The organism is Ectobacillus sp. (genome assembly GCF_056992975.1).
Genome location: NZ_JBXKMX010000192.1, coordinates 1 through 22811, shown reverse-complemented (window position 1 = coordinate 22811; position 22811 = coordinate 1). Strand labels below are relative to the sequence as shown.

Annotated in this window: 22 protein-coding genes; 1 reads left to right on the top strand and 21 read right to left on the bottom strand. The window is 38.7% G+C overall.

Features of this window, described 5'->3' with window-relative positions:
* Positions 1–1385, top strand: a 1385-nt coding sequence (locus tag AC11ZT_RS08820) for a SulP family inorganic anion transporter (protein ID WP_484059242.1), incomplete at its 5' end; no start/stop codon positions are given.
* 41 nt (positions 1386–1426) lie between these two features.
* On the opposite strand, the gene era is transcribed toward AC11ZT_RS08820, so the two are convergent.
* The 21 genes from era to gpr form a co-directional block, all read right to left on the bottom strand.
* Complete coding sequence (era, locus tag AC11ZT_RS08815; protein WP_484059241.1) at positions 1427–2332, bottom strand: GTPase Era; 906 nt, start codon at positions 2330–2332, stop codon at positions 1427–1429.
* Positions 2325–2723: a cytidine deaminase gene (locus AC11ZT_RS08810; protein WP_484059243.1), complete on the bottom strand. Its 399-nt coding sequence runs from the start codon at positions 2721–2723 to the stop codon at positions 2325–2327. The genes era and AC11ZT_RS08810 overlap by 8 nt, the downstream gene beginning before the upstream one ends.
* Before the next feature lie 84 nt (positions 2724–2807).
* On the bottom strand, positions 2808–3161 hold the full coding sequence (locus tag AC11ZT_RS08805; RefSeq protein ID WP_484059240.1) for a diacylglycerol kinase family protein: 354 nt from the start codon (positions 3159–3161) through the stop codon (positions 2808–2810).
* Positions 3158–3625: an rRNA maturation RNase YbeY gene (gene ybeY / locus AC11ZT_RS08800; protein ID WP_484059239.1), complete on the bottom strand. Its 468-nt coding sequence runs from the start codon at positions 3623–3625 to the stop codon at positions 3158–3160. The genes AC11ZT_RS08805 and ybeY overlap by 4 nt, the downstream gene beginning before the upstream one ends.
* Before the next feature lie 8 nt (positions 3626–3633).
* Positions 3634–5775 carry an HD family phosphohydrolase gene (locus AC11ZT_RS08795; protein ID WP_484059238.1) on the bottom strand — a complete coding sequence of 714 codons (2142 nt, stop codon included), beginning with the start codon at positions 5773–5775 and terminating at the stop codon, positions 3634–3636.
* Positions 5776–5958: 183 nt separating this feature from the next.
* The gene (locus tag AC11ZT_RS08790; protein ID WP_379966163.1) at positions 5959–6918 is read right to left on the bottom strand and encodes a PhoH family protein; all 960 of its coding nucleotides are present in this window, start codon (positions 6916–6918) and stop codon (positions 5959–5961) included.
* A gap of 3 nt (positions 6919–6921) precedes the next feature.
* Positions 6922–8121 (bottom strand): sporulation protein YqfD, encoded by a 1200-nt coding sequence (gene yqfD, locus AC11ZT_RS08785; protein ID WP_484059237.1) that lies wholly within the window; start codon positions 8119–8121, stop codon positions 6922–6924.
* A gap of 12 nt (positions 8122–8133) precedes the next feature.
* Positions 8134–8412 carry a sporulation protein YqfC gene (yqfC, locus tag AC11ZT_RS08780; protein ID WP_379966157.1) on the bottom strand — a complete coding sequence of 93 codons (279 nt, stop codon included), beginning with the start codon at positions 8410–8412 and terminating at the stop codon, positions 8134–8136.
* A gap of 104 nt (positions 8413–8516) precedes the next feature.
* Positions 8517–8960 (bottom strand): GatB/YqeY domain-containing protein, encoded by a 444-nt coding sequence (locus tag AC11ZT_RS08775; RefSeq protein ID WP_484059236.1) that lies wholly within the window; start codon positions 8958–8960, stop codon positions 8517–8519.
* Between the two features lie 14 nt (positions 8961–8974).
* Positions 8975–9148, bottom strand: a complete 174-nt coding sequence (gene rpsU, locus AC11ZT_RS08770; RefSeq protein ID WP_379966151.1) for a 30S ribosomal protein S21 — start codon at positions 9146–9148, stop codon at positions 8975–8977.
* A gap of 195 nt (positions 9149–9343) precedes the next feature.
* On the bottom strand, positions 9344–10009 hold the full coding sequence (gene deoC, locus AC11ZT_RS08765; protein ID WP_484059235.1) for a deoxyribose-phosphate aldolase: 666 nt from the start codon (positions 10007–10009) through the stop codon (positions 9344–9346).
* A 17-nt stretch (positions 10010–10026) separates the two neighbouring features.
* Complete coding sequence (mtaB, locus tag AC11ZT_RS08760) at positions 10027–11370, bottom strand: tRNA (N(6)-L-threonylcarbamoyladenosine(37)-C(2))-methylthiotransferase MtaB (protein ID WP_484059234.1); 1344 nt, start codon at positions 11368–11370, stop codon at positions 10027–10029.
* 4 nt (positions 11371–11374) lie between these two features.
* Positions 11375–12118 carry a 16S rRNA (uracil(1498)-N(3))-methyltransferase gene (locus AC11ZT_RS08755; RefSeq protein WP_484059233.1) on the bottom strand — a complete coding sequence of 248 codons (744 nt, stop codon included), beginning with the start codon at positions 12116–12118 and terminating at the stop codon, positions 11375–11377.
* A gap of 160 nt (positions 12119–12278) precedes the next feature.
* Positions 12279–13220 (bottom strand): 50S ribosomal protein L11 methyltransferase, encoded by a 942-nt coding sequence (gene prmA, locus AC11ZT_RS08750; RefSeq protein WP_484059232.1) that lies wholly within the window; start codon positions 13218–13220, stop codon positions 12279–12281.
* A gap of 37 nt (positions 13221–13257) precedes the next feature.
* A complete protein-coding gene (dnaJ, locus tag AC11ZT_RS08745; protein WP_484059231.1) occupies positions 13258–14367 on the bottom strand; it encodes a molecular chaperone DnaJ in 1110 nt (369 codons plus the stop codon).
* Positions 14368–14522: 155 nt separating this feature from the next.
* Positions 14523–16346, bottom strand: coding sequence for a molecular chaperone DnaK (dnaK, locus tag AC11ZT_RS08740; RefSeq protein WP_484059230.1), 1824 nt, complete (start codon positions 16344–16346; stop codon positions 14523–14525).
* A 26-nt stretch (positions 16347–16372) separates the two neighbouring features.
* Positions 16373–16942 carry a nucleotide exchange factor GrpE gene (gene grpE / locus AC11ZT_RS08735; protein WP_484059229.1) on the bottom strand — a complete coding sequence of 190 codons (570 nt, stop codon included), beginning with the start codon at positions 16940–16942 and terminating at the stop codon, positions 16373–16375.
* A 60-nt stretch (positions 16943–17002) separates the two neighbouring features.
* A complete protein-coding gene (hrcA, locus tag AC11ZT_RS08730; protein WP_484059228.1) occupies positions 17003–18037 on the bottom strand; it encodes a heat-inducible transcriptional repressor HrcA in 1035 nt (344 codons plus the stop codon).
* A gap of 95 nt (positions 18038–18132) precedes the next feature.
* Positions 18133–19272 carry a radical SAM family heme chaperone HemW gene (hemW, locus tag AC11ZT_RS08725; protein WP_484059227.1) on the bottom strand — a complete coding sequence of 380 codons (1140 nt, stop codon included), beginning with the start codon at positions 19270–19272 and terminating at the stop codon, positions 18133–18135.
* A 117-nt stretch (positions 19273–19389) separates the two neighbouring features.
* Positions 19390–21216, bottom strand: a complete 1827-nt coding sequence (gene lepA / locus AC11ZT_RS08720) for a translation elongation factor 4 (RefSeq protein ID WP_379966122.1) — start codon at positions 21214–21216, stop codon at positions 19390–19392.
* Between the two features lie 153 nt (positions 21217–21369).
* Positions 21370–22464, bottom strand: a complete 1095-nt coding sequence (gpr, locus tag AC11ZT_RS08715) for a GPR endopeptidase (protein ID WP_484059226.1) — start codon at positions 22462–22464, stop codon at positions 21370–21372.
* Between the last annotated feature and the right edge of the window lie 347 nt (positions 22465–22811).

Here is a 22811-nt window from a genome sequence, read left to right as displayed (position 1 = left end):
CTGTTACAATTGGTTTTACATCAGGAATTGCAATCATCATTTTTGTAGGGCAAATCTCAAATTTTTTAGGACTTGTTGGCATTCAAAAGCATGAATCATTTTTGGCAAACTTAGACGAAATTTTCATTCACCTAAATACAATCAATCCATATAGCATTCTAACTGCAGCAATATGCCTACTCTTTATCCTACTTACACCAAAACTATTTCCCAAAATACCTGGACCATTAATTGGTTTACTTGTCTCAAGTAGTATTGCGGGGATGTTCTTTTCAGGACATGTTCCGACAATAGGAACAGCTTTTGGAGAAATCCCAAACACTATCCCGCATTTTCGTCTGCCAACATTTTCATGGGAGAGCGTGCAAAAATTAATAGGACCTGCTTTTGTTATTGCCATGTTAGGAGGCATTGAATCTCTCTTATCTGCAGTAGTGGCTGATGGCATGACGAGTAGCAAACACAATAGCAATCGAGAATTAATTGGACAAGGAATTGCAAACATTGTTACACCGCTATTTGGAGGTATTCCTGCCACCGGAGCAATTGCTAGAACAGCAACAAACATTAAAAATGGTGCTGCATCACCGTTGTCTGGCATTTTCCACGGTATATTTGTGATGATAACCTTACTTGTGCTAGCTCCCTATGCTTCTCATATTCCACTGGCAAGTATGGCGCCTATATTAATGATTGTTGCATGGAATATGAGTGAGCGCAGCCATTTTGCCCATATACTAAAAATGAAATCAGGCGACTCCCTTGTTTTACTCGTTACATTCCTTTTAACCATTTTTACGAGTCTAACAACAGCTGTAGAAATCGGTCTTATTCTAGCAGTGCTCTTGTTTGCAAAACAAATGAGTGAAATGATGACCATTACAAAGGTATTACCTGACCATAATAGCAAACAAGAAAAAGTAATGTCTCATGTTGTAATGGATACACATAATTGCCCACAAATTAGTATTTATACAATTGAAGGGCCGTTATTTTTTGGTGCTGCACAGACATTCGAGCAAACCATTATGGAAACCATCCATTTCAAACCACATGTGTTGATTTTACGAATGGGGAAAGTACCCTTCATGGATTCGACAGGAGAAGCACATTTTAGAAATATGATTCATCACTTTAAAAACCATGGTGGTACCCTTTTTATTTCTGGTCTTACACCAAAGGTACAAGAAATGCTAAAGCAAAACGGCTTATACGAAGAAATTGGGGAAAAGCACTTCTTTGAACATACAGGAGAAGCCATTACTACTTCTCTTGGGCATATTGACAAACATTCCTGCATCGGATGTAAGCATTTTGCCTTTCGCGAATGTTCACAGCTATCAATAGAAAGCAAGCAAGAACATATGACAACCGTGACCCATTAAATACGAAACAAAAGAACCTACAATCATGTAGGTTCTTTTGTTTATAGATATTCATCTTCTCGAAAACCAAGATCACGTAGCTGCGACAGCTTATTACGCCAATCTTTCTGTACCTTTACCCAAAGCTCTAGAAATACCTTCGAGCCAAGGAGCATCTCGATATCAATCCGAGCTCGTTTTCCAATTTCCTTTAGCATACTACCTTGTTTCCCAATAATAATTCCTTTTTGGGAAGTACGCTCCACAATAATTGAAGCATTTACGTAAACGGCACCGCCCTCACGCTTTTCAATCGCATCAATGACGACAGCAACGGAGTGAGGTACTTCTTCACGGGTTAAATGCAACACCTTCTCCCGTACAAGCTCTGCCATAATAAAACGTTCCGGGTGATCTGTCACTTGATTTTCAGGATAATATTGCGGACCCGCTGGTAAATAAGTTTTGATCACCTTAATTAACGTATCAATATTATTTCCTTGTAGTGCTGAGATTGGGACAACTTCCGCAAAATCATATAACGTTCTATATTGATCAATCAAAAGCATAAGTTTGTCTGGATGAATACAATCAATTTTATTAACAACTAAAAAAACAGGACGCTTCGTAGTTTGCAGCTTCTCAATGATAAATTCATCACCTCGGCCAAATCCTTCTTCTGCATTGATCATAAACAAAACGATATCTACTTCTTTTAATGTATTTTCAGCCATTTTTATCATGAAATCGCCAAGCTTATGTTTCGGTTTATGTATACCAGGTGTATCAATAAAAATAATTTGCGCGTCTTCTTGCGTAAATACACCTTGTATTTTATTTCTTGTCGTTTGTGGCTTGTCACTCATTATCGCGATTTTCTGGCCAATGGTTCGATTTAAAAATGTTGATTTTCCTACATTTGGTCTTCCAATAATACTTACAAATCCTGATTTGTACTGACTATTCATGTAATGCCTCCGATGAAAATGCTCCAGGTAATAGCTGTGCAACAGTTGTCTCTTGCACATCCCCTTTCACATTTGCTAAATAGATTTTCATTTCTGGTTTACAAAATTCTGCTATCACTTGACGACAAGCACCACAAGGAGCTACAGGGCCTTCCGTGTCCGCCACAACAGCAAGTGCCTCGATATCATGTTCTCCTTCTGAGATTGCTTTAAAGAGCGCTGTACGCTCTGCACAATTTGATAGACCATACGATGCATTCTCTATGTTACAACCTGTATACACTGTTCCCTTGTTCGTGTATAGTGCGGCACCTACTTTAAACTTTGAATAGGGTACGTATGCCTTTTCACGTGCTGCAATCGAATATTGAATTAATTGCTTTCGATTCACCATTACTACCCCCTTTTCTAAAATACTAGTTATACCTCTTACTAAACAATGAAATCGAACAAAAAATCCATGTTTACGCTATCTTCAAAAGATATAGGGAAGAAATATCATACATCCTATCACGACAGCAATACAAGTGAAGAATAAAACAGCACCCGCCGCAATATCCTTTGCTTGTTTAGCGAGCTCTCTATAGTCACTTGTTACTAAATCCACTGTTTTTTCAACAGCAGTATTCATCATTTCTAAGGCGACAACTCCGCCCATAGTAAGGAATAACAGAATCCATTCCTGTTTTTGAATGCGAAAGTAAGCACCGCATGCTAGTACAACAATTATAGCAACAAAATGAATTCTCATATTTCTCTCACTAGATAGACTACTTATCACGCCACGGAACGCATACTGAAAGCTTTTCCTTAGACTCGAACTTTTCATCGATGTAATCCAAATTCATCTAAGATTTCTTTTTGCTTACCAAACATGATCTTTTCATCTGCTTCATTCATATGATCATAACCGAGTAAATGTAAAAATCCATGAACAGACAAAAAGCCAAGTTCTCGCATAAAGGAATGCCCATACTCATCTGCTTGTTCCTTCGTTCTAGGGATGCTAATAACAATATCCCCTAGCATACGCGGCATGTCAGCTGCTACTAGTTCTTCCTCGCCTTCTCCCATATCTTCCATGGCAAATGAAATAACATCCGTAGGTTGATTCTTTCCTCTGTACGTTGCATTTAGCTCTTGAATTCGTTCATTCGTAACAAACGTAATTGACATTTCTGCTTCTGCAACTTTTTCCCTCTTTGCTGCTATTTCAAGTAAATTCTGTATCATTTCCGTATAACGTTCATCTACTTCATTTGTTTCATCAAAATAATCAATGTGTATACTCATCTTTATCTCTACTCCTCTGATACGTCAGGATACTTAATACGTGAATGAAAAATTCCATTCAATGTTTCCTGTAATGTTTTTTCAATAATCTGCAGTTCACGAAAGGTTAAATCGCATTCACTGAACTGTTCATCCAGCAAGCGCTCTTGTATAATGCCCTTCACAAACTGCTCAATTTGTTCCTTTGTAGGGGATTGCAAAGAACGAACAGCCGCCTCTATACTGTCTGCAATTCCTACAATGGCTGATTCCTTTGAAGTAGCTTTCGGACCCGGGTAACGAAACACACTTTCACTATACGCTTCTTTATCTACTTGCAATGCTTTATGGTAGAAATATTTCAGCAACGATGTTCCATGGTGTTGTGCAGCAATGTCGATAATTTCTCTTGGAATTTTATGTTCCTCTAGTAATTTCACTCCTTCAGATACATGAGAAAAAATAATGTCCCGGCTCGCCTCCGGTTTCATTGAATCGTGAGGGTTTTCAATCCCCATCTGATTTTCAATAAAGAAATGAGGTCTCATCGTTTTTCCAATATCATGATAATAAGCACCTACACGTGCTAGTAATCCGTTTGCTCCAACTGCCTCACACGCTGCTTCTGCTAAATTTGCAACCATAATACTATGATGGTAGGTTCCAGGTGTCTCCAACAAAATTTTACGAAGTAATTTATGGTTAGGACTACCTAATTCCATCAATTTTATGGTAGAAACAATACCAAGACCACTTTCTAAATAAGGCAAAATCCCCATAACCAAAATAGAAGAAAGAATGCCTGAAGCGGCAGCCATCATAAGATGAATGCTAATTTCAAAGATAGAAAATTGTCCATTTCGAAGCAAATACAGGGAAGATAGTACGACAACATTAAACATGGAAATAAATATGCCCGCTTGTAAAATCATGCTTCTCCGATTCTTTTCACGAATAAAAACGCTTACCGACAGCGCACTAAGTAGCATATACAAACCAATCGAATAGTTAAATGTGTTCGTCACGCCTTCATTAAACATAATACTTCCACTAATGGAGAGAACCACACTAGTTAGTAAAACGAATCGATCTCCAATCATCAGTTTTACTAGCATCGTCCCCATTGCAACAGGAACAATATATCCCATTTCCGTATATTCGACTCTTTGAAACAAACTAATTGTTTTCATTAAAAATAAAGTTATCGATAGTATAATGGTATACGCCAATAAATAAGGGACGGCATCCCTTTTCTTCTTTAAAAACGAATCAAATTGTCGGTAAACGAAGTAAAGGAGAATAACAAGTATAATAACTAGTCCAATATAAGGTTGCAACGGATTTTGATTGTCTACTAACCCCACTAGCTTAAGCTGATCATAGACTTCCCTTGTAATCGTATCGCCTTCTTTTACAAGGACTTGACCTTGCAATATATAAACAGGTGCAACAGCATCCATTTCCATCTGCTTTCGTTCCTTCGTTGTACCCGGATCATAAAAATAATTGGGAACGACTGAATACTGACCGAGAGCAATAATAGAATCCTTGAATTTATCATTTACGTTTGCAAAACGTAGCTCATTCGCTATCTGTTCCTTTGCTTGATCTGCCTCATTAATTTTAATATGGTTACTCATTAAATTATTTACAGCCGTAACTGTGGATTCTCTGGCTACCGTAAGTTGATCTTGTGTTGCATCTAAAAAGGGGAGCAATCCTTGATCTGTAATTGCTTTCGATAATTCATTTGGCAACTTTTTCTTAAGCTTATCTAATTTATCGGTCTGTGACACGGGAATCTGAGGTTGTCCTTGAGGTACAGGAACGTTTTTTATTTCATCTTCCACTTCTTTTACTGCATCAAAAACTGAATTCACAATATCGATTCGATTTTGTTTATACTCGCTTCGATACGTATATTGATCTTCAACCTTTTGAGCCGCCTCACGTTTCTTCTTTTCAGTCGTTGCCTTATCTTCTATTGTAATTGGCGAATGAATCGTTTTCTTAGCGATAGATAACAGATTTATATCAAGTTCATCTGGCTTCACATTGCTTGCCAATGTAGCAAACAATATAACTCCTAACAAAATATACATCAATTGATTCGTCATTTTCGAGCATATAAACTGTCTGAACCACTGAGAGATATTACCGGACCTAGACATTGAGATGCGTACTCCTCTCTCCACATAATATCTGTTGTACCCTACTGAAAACATTACATATAATCTTATCATATAAAAATAAAGTTCGGAACGCCAATTCTTTCTCTTTCATTCTTTAACAACTAGGAAGAGAGTGCAAACAAAAAGAGATGACTCATAAGTCATCCCCCATGTGGGTCACCTTTATTCTACCTTCTCATATGCAGCAATAATCCGCTGAACAACCGGATGGCGCACTACATCAGATTGTTCGAGCACAGCAAAAGAAATACCGTTTACATCAGCCAGAATGCTTCTAGCACTCGTTAATCCGGATTTCACGCCTCGGGGCAAGTCAACCTGCGACGGGTCCCCAGTAATCACCATTTTGGATCCAAATCCTAATCGGGTTAAGAACATTTTCATTTGGGCGCCTGTTGTATTTTGAGCTTCATCCAATATAACATAGGAATCATCTAATGTGCGTCCGCGCATATAAGCAAGAGGTGCGATTTCAATCGTACCACGTTCAATCATACGCTGCGTATGATCCTGACCAAGAATATCATGGAGTGCATCGTACAAAGGGCGTAAATACGGATCTACCTTTTCCTTTAAGTCTCCTGGTAAAAAGCCAAGGCTTTCTCCAGCTTCAACAGCTGGTCTCGTTAATATAATGCGCTTTACACGATTGGTTTTCAGTGCTTGTACTGCCATAACTACAGCTAAATATGTCTTTCCTGTACCAGCTGGGCCAATGCCAAAGACAAGATCATTTTTTTTCATGGCATGAATATATTGTCTTTGTCCCATCGTTTTTACGTGGATTGGTTTCCCTTTTGCATTTTTAATGAGCTCTTCTTCATACAATTCTTCAAAATGTTCAAGGCCCCCGGAATGACCGAGCCCAATTGCATATGCTACATCGCGTTCAGAAATGGAAACACCCTTTCGAATGACAGCAAGCAAGCGCTGCAAAATGTCTTCAACGAGTTTTACCGCTTCTTGTGAACCAGACACTCGTAAGGTTTCTCCTCGTGTTACAATTGAAACGTGAAGCTCACGTTCAATAAGTTTTAAATTAGCATCTTGCACACCAAAAAGTGCAGCTGCCTCATTATGATTTTCAACTTGTTGCTTCAATTCTACTAGTTGTTCGGCCATTACTCAATCTCCTTGAATATTGGATTCCATTATCGGTTCGGTTGTAACTATGTTTTCAACTGCTTTAAAATATACTGACAACTTTAATGTACCATTCTCAACTACCTTGTGCAAAACTTTTTCATTTATGATAGAGGAATTTTCATCCAATTTTTTCTTTACATCTTCGCGTGCCATTACCATTCCAGCGTCAATTGCTTGCTGCTCCGTATATTCCCTAGTTGCCGGCTCTTCTTCACGAACAATTGCTTTTTCATAGCGCACAGGCAAGGTCCACCCGAAAAAATGAATTGGATACTGATATTCTTCTGTTTTAAACTGCTTGTACGTATTGTTTTCAAATCCCCACACTAACATACGAGCACTGCCAAATGCAAGATAATGCTTTTGTAGAAATGCCCCTGTAAATACTTGAAACGTCGTTTTAATCGGAACCTCTACATTCGATTCATACCATGTTTCCCCTAGTACAATTCCTTTAGCTGCTACCCGTATCGGATTATCTTCCTTACCGTATAGGCCAGATACGAGAATCTGTCCCTTTTCCACTCGTTCATTGACGGCAACTATTTGTTTTCCTTCCTCTATAAAGATTTTCGTTATCACTGCCTCTTTTTTTGCAACTAAATTCCGAGGACTAAGCGGTTCTTCTCTTTTAGGCTCATTTTTTTCTACTACCTGAAAGTGATAAGAAGTACCTCTTTGCTCAACTCCAATCCATGTAACTGAGCTTACATTATTGGTGAGGGTTCGTTGAATCGTTTCAATATCGGGAAGCTGAAATTGTAATTTTCCTTGTTTCACACCCATTTTTTCTAATTCTTTAATCAATAGATATTCTGTATCTGGCTTTGCTCCCTTAATCTCAACCCCCCAAACTATATTTGATAGCAGGAGAATAAGGCCGAAACAAAGGAAAAATCCGATTGTAAATCCACTATTACGAAGGAGCCTTTTTCTCCAAAAAGGTAGGCCATAGCGTCCTGTGAAATGCAACACGCATTCATGCTTACGAAGAATTGCTCTCATCTGTTTCACATCAGCCAGATGCATATAACATGTTATATGCTCTTCTCCTAGCTTTTTCACATTCCAAATTATCATTTTTTGACGAACACATTCATTTAAAAACCTTTCTATTCCTCGTCCCTTGAGCGATACTCTCACATAGCCAAAAAAGAAAATCATCCAATGGTTTTTCATACGTCTCCCCCATTATTCATCTAGAAATAACACTTGTTCAATCATACCTTCAAGTAACATTTCATCTGGGAGTATCGTCTTGATGACAAAGGAATGACCCTTAATTAACAGTTGCCCTTTTTTAAGCAGTAAGCGTACTTCCTTATCCGAAAATAGCAACAGTCCTCTATGGTTTTCTATGTAAATGTGAATTTGTCCAATTAAAGTAATACGCGGAAGATCCATCAATACATCGCTAGGCAGGTCCATCTGCTTTGTAAGCCAATCCTTTACCCGCTGCAAATTCTTCATTAAAAGACCCCCCTCTCATCTCAAATGTATGAAAGAAGGGGCTTTACTAGCACAGAAAAAGAAAAAAGCATAGAAAAAAAGACGTCTAAATTAGACGTCTTTTTTTATGCTAAAAGCTGTGAAACAAGTTTATTAACGAATGAACCGTCAGCCTTTCCTTTTACGTTAGGAATGACCTTGCTCATTACTTTTCCCATATCAGCTTTAGAAGATGCTCCTACATCAGCAATCGCTTGCTTAATAATCGCAGTTAATTCTTCTTCACTTAATTGTTCTGGAAGATATACTTCTAAGACTTTTACTTCGTCTTTCACTTTATCCACAAGGTCTTCACGACCAGCTTTTTCAAATTCAAGGAGGGAGTCTTTCCGCTGCTTCATTTCACGAGATAAAACGGTAAGCTCTTGCTCTTCCGTTAGCTCTTGTCCAAGCTTAATCTCCTCGTACTTTAAAGAAGACTTAACCATACGGATCACAGAAAGTCGATCCTTTTCTTTACTCTTCATCGCTTGTTTTATATCTTCATTTAAACGATCGAGAAGACTCATATTAACACCCTCTCTTAAAATTTACGCTTTCTAGCTGCTTCGGATTTCTTCTTGCGTCTTACGCTTGGCTTTTCGTAAAATTCGCGTTTTCTTGCATCCGCAAGTGTTCCAGATTTAGAAACTGTGCGTTTGAAACGACGAAGTGCATCCTCTAAAGACTCGTTTTTACGAACGACTGTTTTAGACATTATTATTTCCCTCCCTCCGAAACATCCACTTACACTACTCTAAGTCATGCGAAATATACCATTTCTTCAGCATGTCTTAAACGATTATAATACATTTTTATGATTTCGGTCAACCGAAACAGAAAGAAAACTTCCATTATCTAATGAATATAGAAATTGGATAGAAGTAGAAATTTTCTTCATTTCATGGAAATATTAATAATCTGACGTAGATTTTTGTCCCTTTACAATTGCTACGCCGGAACTTGCTCCGATTCGAGAAGCTCCCGCTTGCACCATTGCTTCTACGTTTGCAAGATCACGGATACCACCAGAGGCTTTTACCCCGATGCTTGGTCCGACTGTTCGCCGCATAAGTGCTACATCAGCAACCGTTGCTCCGCCAGTTGAAAAACCAGTAGATGTCTTTACAAAATCAGCACCTGCTGTAACAGCTAGCTCACATGCTCGTACCTTTTCCTCATCTGTTAATAGACACGTTTCTATAATAACCTTTACAGTAGCCTTTCCCTTTGCTGCTTCAACAACTGCTCGTATATCCTTTTCAACAAGCTCATCTTGTTTATCCTTGAGCGCACCAATGTTGATTACCATATCAACTTCCTTGGCACCCTTTTCAATTGCAAGACTTGCTTCAAATGCCTTCGTTGCTGACATACTAGCACCAAGTGGAAATCCGATCACTGTACATACCAATACATTACTTTCTTGAAGCAATTGAGCTGCAGTCTCTACCCAAGTTGGGTTCACACAAACCGATGCAAACTGATAGGTTTTCGCTTCCTCACACAGCTGTATAATACTATCTTTCGTAGCATCTGCCTTAAGCAACGTATGGTCAATTAACTTTGCATAATCCATTTTTAGACTCCTTTCACTTAAGCACTAGCCTCATCTGCTGAGACATGTTCATCATCCATTACACGAACGAATGTTGCTTCATTAAATGGGTATCCTGCTTTTGTAATCTTAACTCGAACAAGCTTTCCAATTAACTCATCAGAACCATCCATATGCACTTTTAGATAATTATCCGTATAACCTACAAGCGTTTGCCCTTCGCTATGTTCTTCAGGAATAATTTCAAGCACTTCATCTTCAAACTGTGATGCATATTGCTTTGCTAGTTGATCTGATAATGCGATCAAGCGGTGTACACGTTCATTTTTCACTTCTTCAGATATTTGATCTTCCATACGTGCTGCTGGCGTGCCTGTACGTTGGGAATAAGGGAATACATGAAGCTCAGAAAATTTATTATCCTTAATAAAATTATATGTTTCCATAAATTCTTCTTCTGTCTCACCTGGAAAGCCCACAATAACATCAGACGTAATCGCAAGACTAGGAAATACTTCCTTTAAACGGTCTAAACGTTCTTTAAAAAACTCCATTGTATATTTACGTCTCATCCGTTTTAACACCGTATTGCTACCTGATTGAAGCGGAATATGAAGATGGCGAACTACTACATTTGAATCACGGAGTGCTTCAATTACTTCATCTGTAATTTGACTTGCTTCGATAGAAGAAATACGAAGACGTTTCAATCCAGGTACATTCTTCTCCATGTCACGAAGAAGCATTGCTAAATTATAATTTTTTAAATCTTCCCCATACCCGCCTGTATGAATACCTGTTAGTACGATTTCTTTATATCCAGCATCTACTAACTGTTTTGCTTGTTGCGTTACTTCTTTTGGATCCCGAGAACGCATTAGCCCACGTGCCCAAGGAATAATACAAAACGTACAAAAATTATTGCATCCTTCTTGTATTTTGAGAGATGCACGGGTACGATCTGTAAAATAAGGAACGTCCATTTCTTCATAGACACGTGCTTTCATAATATTATGCACACCATTGATTGGTTCTCGTTGTTCTTTAAATTGCTCAATGTAACCAAGCATTTTATGACGATCTTGTGTACCTACGACAATATCTACTCCAGGAATATTCATAACTTCAGCAGGTGAAGTTTGCGCATAACATCCTGTTACACAAATAACTGCATCTGGATTTTGACGAACAGCACGGCGAATTACCTGTCTGCTCTTTTTATCTCCCGTATTCGTAACGGTACACGTATTAATAACATATACATCGGCTCTATGATCAAACTCTGTTCGATCATATCCATTTTCTTTGAACAGCTGCCAAATGGCTTCCGTTTCATAATGATTCACTTTGCAGCCTAATGTATGAAATGCAACTGAAGACATATCATCACCTCGTTAATTCAAAATGATACGAAACAGCAGATAGTGCATATAATGGAGCTGTTTCCGTTCGTAATATTCTTGGACCTAAACTGCATGATACAAAACCATGCTGTTGTAAATTCTCTATTTCTTGCGCTGTTAAGCCACCTTCTGGACCAAATACAAGGAGTAAATGCTGCCCATTTTGTAAGCTTTCCAATGCTTTTGCAAAGTTTGCCTTTTCTCCTCGCTTCGCTTCTTCTTCATAGGCTACTATGCATACATCATACTCCTCACTTGCAGAAAGAAGCTTCTGAAAGGATATGGGTTCTTGCACAGAGGGAATCGTAGCTCGGTGGGATTGTTCAGCAGCTTCTTTTACAATTTTAGCCCATCTTTCAACTTTTTTTTCACTTTTCTTTCCATCCCATTTCACAATAGAACGCGATGCTTGAAACGGTAAAAAAGCGGATGCACCAAGCTCAGTTCCTTTTTGGAACACGAGTTCAAGTTTATCCCCCTTTGGCAGTCCGCTTGCAATTGTAACAAAGATTGGAAGTTCTTTTCTTTCCTCTATCCATTCTACAACAGTCGCTTGTACACTCGTAGACGAAAGCTCAGAAATGGTACAAAGGGCTGTTTTTCCATTGATACAACAGTACAACTCATCTCCTTGTTCCATTCGCATGACACGCACTATATGGTGTGCATCGTCACCGTCTATGAAAAAGGTTTGGTCTTCTAGCTTATTTACAAAATAACGTTGCATCGTATCACCCTACTAATATTTGTCTTACCAAGCAAAAGCAAACAAATTCTATACTACTGCTACTAACATAATAAGGATTAGCTGCATTGCATAACCCTTTTTCATAATACTCTTTGAACAAGTAAAGGGGGAAACATCCCCCTTTGCATAATTTAAAACTTTATTTCGCTTTCTTTCTTGCAATAATAGCTACCCAATCTTCCTGATGAAGTACTTCTTCAATTGCAAATCCAGCACTCTCTAGGGCTGCTCTCACTTCAAATTCTTTAGATTCAATAATTCCCGAAGTAATGAAGATTCCACTTTCTTTCACTACTTTTGCTGCATCTTCTACAAATAATAAAATAATTTCAGCTAATATATTGGCAACAATCACATCCACAGGACCTTCTACGTCATGTAAGAGATTATTTTGAGCAACTGATACAACTTGCTCCGTACCATTAAGAATAACATTTGCTTGTGCACTTTCCACTGCAACGATGTCTAAATCGTATGCCTTTACAGATGCGGCACCTAACTTAGCTGCTGCAATACTTAGTATACCGGAACCTGTACCAACGTCAATGACATGATCACCATGCTCTATCGTTTTTTCAAGTGCACGGATACTCATAACAGTTGTCGGATGTGTTCCTGTTCCAAAAGCCATACCTGGATCCAATTCTATAATATGTTCACCTGGGGTAGGAGAATATTCCTCCCAACTTGGGACAATCGTAAATGTTTCTGAAACAGTTACAGGATGATAGTACTGTTTCCACGATGTGGCCCAATCTTCTTCCCGTACTTCCTTAATGCTTACATCATTTTTTCCGAGTGGAATATCTAATGATGCTAAGTGGTCAATTTCCTGTTTTATATTTTGAAACAATTCTTCGATTGTATCCGTTTCAGGAAAATATGCCTTTACTGTCACACCTTCAGTAGGATAATCATGCGGATTCAAATCATAAATTTCACCAAATTGCTGTTCACGTTGTTTCGTTAAATCAGCCACATCTTCAATGGATACGCCACTTGCTCCTGCTTCGTGAAGTATATTTGAAATCGGCTCGACTGCAAATTGCGTCGTATGGATGCTGTATTCGATCCATTTCATGCTAGTAACAACTCCTACTCATTTCTTCTACCCGTCTTTATCCTTTAAATGCTCGTTTCAGTTTTGCAAACAAGCCATCTTCTTTCAACTCTGCATGGCCTTCTTTCGCAAGTTCTTCGAACAATTCCTTTTGCTTAGCTGTTAACTTTGTTGGAGTTACGACACGAACAACTACATATTGATCTCCTTGTCCATAGCCTCTTACGTTAGGTGCACCCTTACCCTTTAGTCGAAACTCTGTTCCGGTTTGTGTTCCGGCAGGTATTTTCAACTTCACCTTAGATTGTACAGTTGGAACTTCTACTTCATCACCTAGCGCTGCCTGCATAAAGGTAAGTGGCATTTCGCAAATAATGTCATCCCCGTTCCGTTCGAAGAATTCATGAGGACGCACGCGAATAACTACATACAAATCTCCTGCTGGGCCACCATTTATACCTGGCTCGCCTTTTCCAGAAACTCGAATTTGTTGTCCATCATCTATTCCAGCTGGAACTTTAATATGAATTTTCTTACGTTTGTTAACTTTCCCTTTACCATGACATGTCGTACATTTTTCTTTAATAATTTGACCGGTTCCTCCGCAATGCGAGCATGCACGTCGATTAACAATACGTCCAAATGGCGTATTTTGTTCTACGCTCACCTGACCTGATCCTCCGCAGTGTGAACATGTGTCTTTTTTCGTTCCAGGCTTTGCACCTGTGCCTTTACATGTATCACAATTTTCTTCACTTGGAATTTCAATGTCCATTTCTTTTCCGAAAATTGCTTCTTCGAAATTAAGAGTCATAGAATATTGTAAATCAGAACCTTCACGTGGTGCATTTGGATCGCGTCTTCTTCCCCCACCACCAAAGAATGTGCTGAAGATATCTTCAAATCCAAAGCCTCCACCTTCAAAACCTCCACCGCCAAAGCCTTGGTTCGGATCAGCATGACCAAATTGATCATACGAAGCACGCTTATTTTCATCACTTAATACTTCATAAGCTTCTTGTACTTCTTTAAATTTTTCTGTTGCATTTTCCTCCGTACTAACGTCAGGATGATACTTCTTCGCTAAACGTCGATATGCCTTTTTTATTTCATCTTTAGAAGCTGTTTTGCTTACGCCTAACACTTCATAATAGTCTCTTTTACTCATAGCTTATCCCCCGACTCCTTTCACCATAAAGGTAATTGTAACATTGTAAGAAAGCCCATTGCAACCTTAGATGCAATGGTAAATCCAAGCCTTCTAATAGAAAAAAAGCCAAAGCCAAGGCATACTTGACTTTGACTTTTTTCAAATACGATCTATTATTTATCGTCTTTTACTTCTTCATAATCTGCATCTACAACGTTATCTTTTTTCGCTTCTGTACCATCAGCTTGGCCAGCTTGCTGTGCCCCAGCAGCTTGTTCATATAATTTTACTGTTAAACCTTGTACAAGTTCATTCAGTGCATCTTTCTTCGCACGAATATCTTCTAGATCATTCTTTTCAATAGCAGCTTTCAAAGCATCCTTCGCTTCATTAGCCTTAGCAATCTCAGCTTCTTCCACTTTACCTTCTAGGTCTTTTGCAAGCTTTTCAGTTTGGAAGACAAGTTGATCTGCTTCGTTACGTAAATCTACTTCATCTTTTTTCTTCTTATCTGCATCAGCGTTAGCTTCCGCTTCTTTCACCATACGATCTACTTCTTCATCAGAAAGACCTGAAGAAGATTGGATTGTAATAGCTTGTTCTTTATTCGTTCCAAGATCCTTCGCACGTACATTTACGATACCGTTCGCATCGATATCAAATGTAACTTCGATTTGTGGAACACCGCGTGGTGCTGGCGGAATATCAGAAAGTTGGAAACGACCTAATGTTTTATTATCGGATGCCATTGGACGTTCCCCTTGAAGCACGTGAATATCAACTGCTGTTTGGCTGTCAGCTGCTGTAGAGAATACTTGAGATTTACTTGTTGGAATCGTTGTGTTACGTTCAATCAACTTCGTGAACACGCCGCCCATCGTTTCAATACCAAGTGAAAGTGGAGTTACATCAAGTAAAAGTACGCCCTTCACATCTCCAGTAAGCACGCCACCTTGAATAGCCGCACCTAATGCAACTACTTCATCCGGATTTACACCTTTAAATGGTTCTTTTCCTGTTTCGCGTTTAATAGCTTCTTGTACAGCTGGAATACGAGTAGATCCACCAACAAGAATAACTTTATCTAGTTCTGCTGCATTTAATCCTGCATCACGAAGCGCACGGCGTGTAGGTTCTAGCGTTCTTTCTACAAGGCCAGCTGTAAGTTCATCAAATTTCGCACGTGATAAAGATACTTCAAGATGCAGAGGACCTGCAGCTCCAGCAGAAATGAACGGCAATGAAATTTGTGTAGATGTTACACCTGAAAGGTCTTTTTTCGCTTTTTCAGCTGCATCTTTTAAACGTTGCAATGCCATTTTATCTTTAGAAAGGTCGATGCTATTTTCTTTCTTGAATTGTTCAACTAAGTAATCAATAATCACTTGGTCAAAGTCGTCACCACCAAGGCGATTATCCCCAGCAGTAGCAATTACTTCAAATGTTCCTTCAGCAAGTTCAAGAATAGAAACGTCAAATGTACCACCACCAAGGTCATACACAAGAATTTTTTGCTCTGTATCTTGCTTATCTAATCCATATGCAAGTGCAGCTGCTGTTGGTTCATTTATAATACGTTCTACTTCAAGACCAGCAATACGTCCAGCATCTTTTGTAGCTTGACGTTGTGCATCGTTAAAGTATGCAGGAACAGTAATAACAGCTTTCGTTACTGTTTCACCTAAGTATTCTTCAGCAGTAGCTTTTAGGTTTTGCAAAATGATTGCTGAAATTTCTTGCGGTGTAAATTGTTTTCCTTCTGCTTCTACTTTATAATCTGTTCCCATATGACGTTTAATAGAAATAATTGTATTTGGGTTTGTAATAGCTTGACGCTTAGCAACTTCCCCAACTTGACGTTCTTCGTTCTTAAATGCAACAACAGATGGTGTTGTGCGATTTCCTTCTGGATTTGCAATAACTTTAGGCTCTCCGCCTTCCATTACAGCAACGCAAGAATTTGTAGTACCTAAATCAATCCCAATAATTTTACTCATGGCGAAACCTCCTAATATATGTAGTGTTACTGATTTACTTTAACCATTGAAGGTCGAATCACTCGATCCTTTAATTTATAACCCTTTTGAAATTCTTCTACAACAATGTTTGATTCAAGTGATGGTTCTTCCACTTGCATAACCGCTTGATGCAGGTTTGGATCAAATGCTTTTCCTACTGCCTCAATTACTTCCACTCCTTCTTTCAATAGAGCTTCTGTAAGCTGGCGAAGTACCATTTCCATTCCTTGAAGAAGAGCCTTCGATTGTTCATCGTTTACTTCCACTTTCATCGCTCGCTCAAAGCTATCTAGAGCAGGTAAAATATCAGATACAAGACTTTGTGAACGATATTTTTCTGCAGCTTGACGATCTAGCTGCACTCTGCGACGATTATTGTCAAAATCAGCTTGCAATCGTAACAGGCGATTTTCGGTTTCAGAAAGCTTTGCCTCTAATTCAGCAATCTTCTTGTCTTGCTCTGAAAGTTCTTCTTGCTCAGCCTGTTCCTCTTGTTCTACTTCTTCTACCACTTCTTCAACTACTTCTTGTTCTGCTACAGATTCTTCTGTCACTTGCTCATTACGTTCTTTCAAACATTTCACCTCCCTTAAATGAATTCCCTTATGAAACGAAATACCATGTTCTATTTTGCCTCACTCTTTGCTTTGATTCAACCTTTGAAACACGTTGGACAGTTGCGAAGAGAAAAGATCTAATATACTAATTACCCGGGAATAGTTCATGCGAGTCGGTCCAAGTATAGCAAACGTACCTAGTAATTCATCCTCAAGGGAGTACGTAGCCGTAATAAGACTACAATCTTCTATTGCAGATGAATTGTTCTCATGACCAATTTTTACTTGAATTCCTACTTTTTTATTACGCAACAAATGATAAAATTCTTGCTCGTGTTCAATCATATTTAATAAAGAACGTACTTTATTAATGTCGTTAAACTCTGGTTGCGTCAATATATTCGTTTTTCCTCCAAAATAAAGTTTCTCTGAAATTGGTAACGTTAACGTGCCATCTAAAAGTTGCATGATTTGATCGTAATTTTGAACATTCTGACGTAAAACGTAAGCAATTTCTTGATACAACTTATGATGAAGATCAGAAAGTAAAATCCCAGCCAATTTTTCATTTAAAATATTAACCATTTTTTCCAAATCATTCATATGCATAGATGTTGGAATGGTAATGGTCTTACTTTGAACATGACCTGAATCCGTTACAATAATCGCAACGGCTGTATCATTTCCAAGTGGAATGATTTGGACACGTTTCAATTTATTTTCTGTAACTTTTGGACCGAGAACAATTGCAGTATAATTCGTTAAGTCAGATAGAATTTGCGCTGATTGCTGTGCAATACTTTCCATTTCAAGCATTTTTTCAGTAAATATATTTCTAACCTGAACTATTTCATCATACGGCAAATGCTGTGGTGCTAACAAATGGTCCACATAAAACCGATATCCCTTTTCTGAAGGAACTCGTCCCGATGAACTATGGGTTTTTTCTATATACCCAAGCTCCTCCAAATCTGCCATATCATTACGAATTGTAGCGGAGCTAAAGGTAATCTCTTTTTTCTTCGACAATGTACGGGAGCCAACTGGCTGCGCAGAATGAATGAAATCGTCGATGATAATTTGTAACACTAAGAGTTGACGTTCTGACAGCATCTATTATCACCTCTGTTAGCACTCATAACCTCCGAGTGCTAAATCTATTATTAAAGTACCAAACTAACCATGTTCTTGTCAATGCAAAACGATTGTTATTCGAGAAGAAATGATTGAAACACTTCATTTCCTAATAATGTTCCCAGTTTCGTTAACCGCACAGTGTCTTCTGTCTCTTCTATATATCCTCGTTGCTTATTCATCTGGATTTGTTTAGTAAACTTTTCATGCATGGTGACTTGAAACTTTTGCTTAAAGACCGACTTACTTACCCCTTCTGTTTTACGAAGTCCTAAAAACATTTCTTCTTCCATTTTTTCTTGTTTTGTCACATCATGCACCTCATGATATGGATATCCGGTCTTATCAATCAGTGTAAAGTATTGCTTTAAAGGTCCCGCATTTTGAATACGTTGCCCGGATACATAGCTGTGGGCTCCTGCCCCGAATCCATAGTAGCTTTCATTATTCCAATACGTTATATTATGTCTGCTTTCAAAACCCGATTTCGCAAAGTTACTTATTTCATATTGATGATATTGATTCTTTTCCATTTCCTGCATAATATATTCATACATGCTTGCCTCATGATCCTCGCTTGGCAGATGTAATTTCCCACGCTTCATTAGATTATAAAATACAGTCTTCGGCTCCACAATTAACGAATAGGCTGACATATGCTGCAATTCTAGTAGCATAGCGATATGTAGCGTCTCTTTTACATCTTGTATGGTTTGCTCTGGTAAAGCGTATATGAAATCCCCACTAATATTTGCAAATCCTACTTTTTTTGCATCCTCAATTGCCTCAAAGGCATCTCGCTTTGTGTGAGATCGTCCAATTTTTTTCAATAGTCCATCATCAAAGGTTTGAATACCAAAACTTAGGCGATTCACTCCCCCGCTCTTCAGCAGTTGCAATTTTTCCTTTGGTAAGTCACCTGGGTTCGCCTCAAACGTATACTCATAATTTGAACCAAACGGTTTTAAATTACTCTCAATTATCGACAGAAGTTTTTCTGTTTGATGCATCGATAGTGCTGTAGGAGTCCCTCCACCAACAAAAATGGTATCAAGCTCCTCAAATGGTGTTCGTATCAAGACTTGTTGCATTTCCTTCTCTAAATAGTCTAAATACTGATCAACCGGTTGATTGGCAAGCAATACTTTATTGAAATCACAATAGTGACAAATATGCTGACAAAAAGGAATGTGTATGTAGGCTGCTCGAATCAAATTCTCTCCCCCTTTTACGATTGATGAAAATATGGACCGCCATACGAAATTCTTGTTAATACAAGATTTTTGTATGGCGGTCCAATGCCGTAAACCTCATTTACTTTTTATTATAACTTATTTGGTATCATCCATACGAAGGACTGCCATGAATGCTTCTTGCGGCACTTCAACAGATCCTATCGTTTTCATCCGTTTTTTCCCCTCTTTTTGTTTCTCGAGGAGTTTACGTTTACGGGAAATGTCACCACCGTAGCATTTCGCTAACACATTTTTGCGCATAGCTTTAATCGTTGACCGTGCAACAATTTTCATACCAACAGCTGCTTGGATCGGTACTTCAAACTGTTGTCTTGGAATAAGTTCCTTCAACTTGTCTACAATTGTCTTTCCACGTTCATAAGCGGAATCCTTATGAACAATGATAGACAAGGCATCTACATTTTCATTATTCAATAAAATATCCATTTTCATAAGCTTAGAAGGCTTATAGCCAATTAGTTCATAGTCGAACGACGCATATCCTTTTGTACTTGACTTCAATTGATCAAAGAAATCATAAACAATTTCTGAAAGAGGAATTTCGTACGTAAGTGTAACACGAGTTTCATCTAGATATTGCATATCAATAAATGACCCGCGTTTTCCTTGGCAAATTTCCATAACCGCTCCGACGAAATCATTTGGTACCATAATTGTCGCTTTAACATATGGCTCTTCAATCCGATCAATACTTTGCGGTTCCGGCATATTCGAAGGATTATCTACGGCAATTTCTTGACCACTCGTTGTGTAGACTTTGTAAATTACACTAGGAGCAGTTGTAATTAAGTCGATTTTAAATTCACGTTCAATCCGTTCCTGCACAATTTCCATATGAAGGAGTCCTAAAAAGCCACAACGAAATCCAAAACCAAGTGCTTGAGACGTTTCTGGCTCAAACTGAAGGGAAGCATCATTCAATTGTAATTTTTCAAGTGCTTCACGCATATCATTGTATTTCGCTGTATCAATTGGATACATACCGCAAAATACCATTGGATTCATTTTGCGATACCCTAAAAGCGGTTTAGTAGTAGGACGATCACTATGCGTTATGGTATCCCCAACCTGTGTATCGCCAACATTTTTGATAGATGCTGTTAAAAACCCTACATCCCCGACCATTAATTCATCACGCAATACTGGCTTAGGCGTAAACACACCGACTTCCAGTACTTCAAATTCCTTTCCAGTAGCCATCATTCGAACTTTATCGCCGACTTTTACCGTACCATTTACAACACGAATATAGGCTATAACACCTCGATATGCATCGTACAATGAGTCAAAAATTAATGCCTGCAAAGGTTCTTCTGAATCACCTGATGGTGCCGGAACTTTTTCTACAATTTGTTCTAAGATTTCTTCAATCCCTATACCTGCTTTCGCAGAAGCTAACACAGCCTCTGAAGCATCTAGTCCGATTACATCTTCAATTTCCTGGCGAACTCGTTCTGGATCGGCACTAGGCAAATCGATTTTGTTAATTACCGGAAGAATTTCAAGATTGTTATCAAGTGCTAAATATACATTTGCCAATGTTTGCGCTTCTATTCCCTGCGCAGCATCTACAACCAGAATTGCACCTTCACACGCTGCTAAACTACGAGACACTTCATACGTAAAATCAACATGTCCTGGGGTATCAATTAAGTGCATAATATACGTTTCCCCATCTTTTGCTTTATACTGAAGCTCAACGGCATTTAGCTTAATCGTAATTCCACGTTCACGTTCTAAATCCATTGAATCTAATAGCTGTTCTTTCATTTCACGTTGGGACAATGCTTCTGTTCGTTCTAATATTCGATCTGCCAAGGTTGACTTTCCATGATCAATATGGGCAATAATCGAAAAGTTACGAATACGGGACTTTCGATTTTCTCTTTCTTCTTTATTCATACGTTCTCACTCCTACTAGTATCGCAAGGCATACACTAGCTTTGATTATATCAATACAGTACGTAAGATTCAATGAAAATTGCCGTCATGCAGACTTGTCCACTACCTCTTCACGTGAAAAAGATACACCTTATCTTATTCCTTACTACATCATTAATGAGTATAGATTCCCGTATTATTTTGATCCACGTTATGATGAAGGGCTGCGTTCAAGCCACTTGCTAACACATTGGCCATGTCTTCTACGAACGCATCCACTTCCTTCGGTGTAACCATCAAGTTATGCCCTAAAGGAGACAATACCTCATAAATGAGCTTTCTTTTTTCTTCTTCTGGAAGTGTACCAACAATCCCCATAAACATATTTCTTCTTGCATCGTCAGGTAAATCATCATCTGTAAGCACCTTTGTCCCGCCAAAGGAAAATCCGGCTGGAAGCAAAGAACGTGATGGCTTATCACCTTCTTTTAATTCCCTTCCAAAATGTTTTAAAATAAGATCAATCGTATCACTTGTAATACTAACAGCATCTACGACAGTCGGTACTCCAATTGCAATAACAGGAATACCAAGGATTTCTTTGCTTAGCTCCTTTCGTTTGTTTCCAACACCTGCTCCAGGGTGAATACCAGTATCAGACATCTGAATCGTGCGGTTCACTCGTTCAATAGAACGCGAGGCAAGTGCATCAATTGCGATAATAAAATCCGGCTTCGTTTTTTCTACAACGCCTTGTATTATATCGCTCGTTTCAATACCAGTTGCCCCCATCACCCCGGGACATAGAGCACTTACAGGGCGAAATCCCTCTTGCACTTGCTCAGGCTGCAGCAAAAACAAATGTCTCGTTACTACTATATTCTCCATAACCATTGGTCCAAGCGCATCTGGTGTAACATTCCAATTTCCAAGACCTACAACAAGGCAGCTTGCCTCACGAGAGATACCAATGCTTTCTAAAAAAATAGCTACTTCTTTCGCAAAAATTTGTTCAACCTTTTGCTGGAGTTCTGTATCCTGCTCTCGAATTCCTTGTATATCAAATGTAAGATACGTTCCTGGTTTTTTCCCCATCGCCTCAGATGCATGATCCTCTATCACAACATTCGTAATCTTCACGCAATCCTCTACGCGTTCCTCCACATGAACCCCCGGAATAGCAGATTCACTTCTTTCCTGCAGCAGTTCATGCGCCTCAACAGCCAAATCCGTCCGTACACAATAATTTTGTAAATTTAATTTCTTCATAAACCATCCTCCTGCTTATCAAATACCATTAGAATATCCAACTCTATATATTTGATTCCATTTCAGTATATTTCCCTCTGCAAAGCAGTTCGAGCCATGTCTGTCGTTTATAATCTAACTCCCCTGGCTTGCTCCATCCGGCCGGAAAACCCTCCCCCATAAAGGCAAAATGCTCCTTTTTGTGCGCGGAACTTCTAGCCTCCGGAGCAGTTCGAGCCATGTCCGCTTTTTCGTTTATAAAAATCATTTGTTCTCTCTATTGCAATTAAGCCTATCGTTTGATAAAATATTTGTTGTTCTATGTAAGTATCGAGTTACTCGATTGCTACCAGGAGGTGAATGAAAAT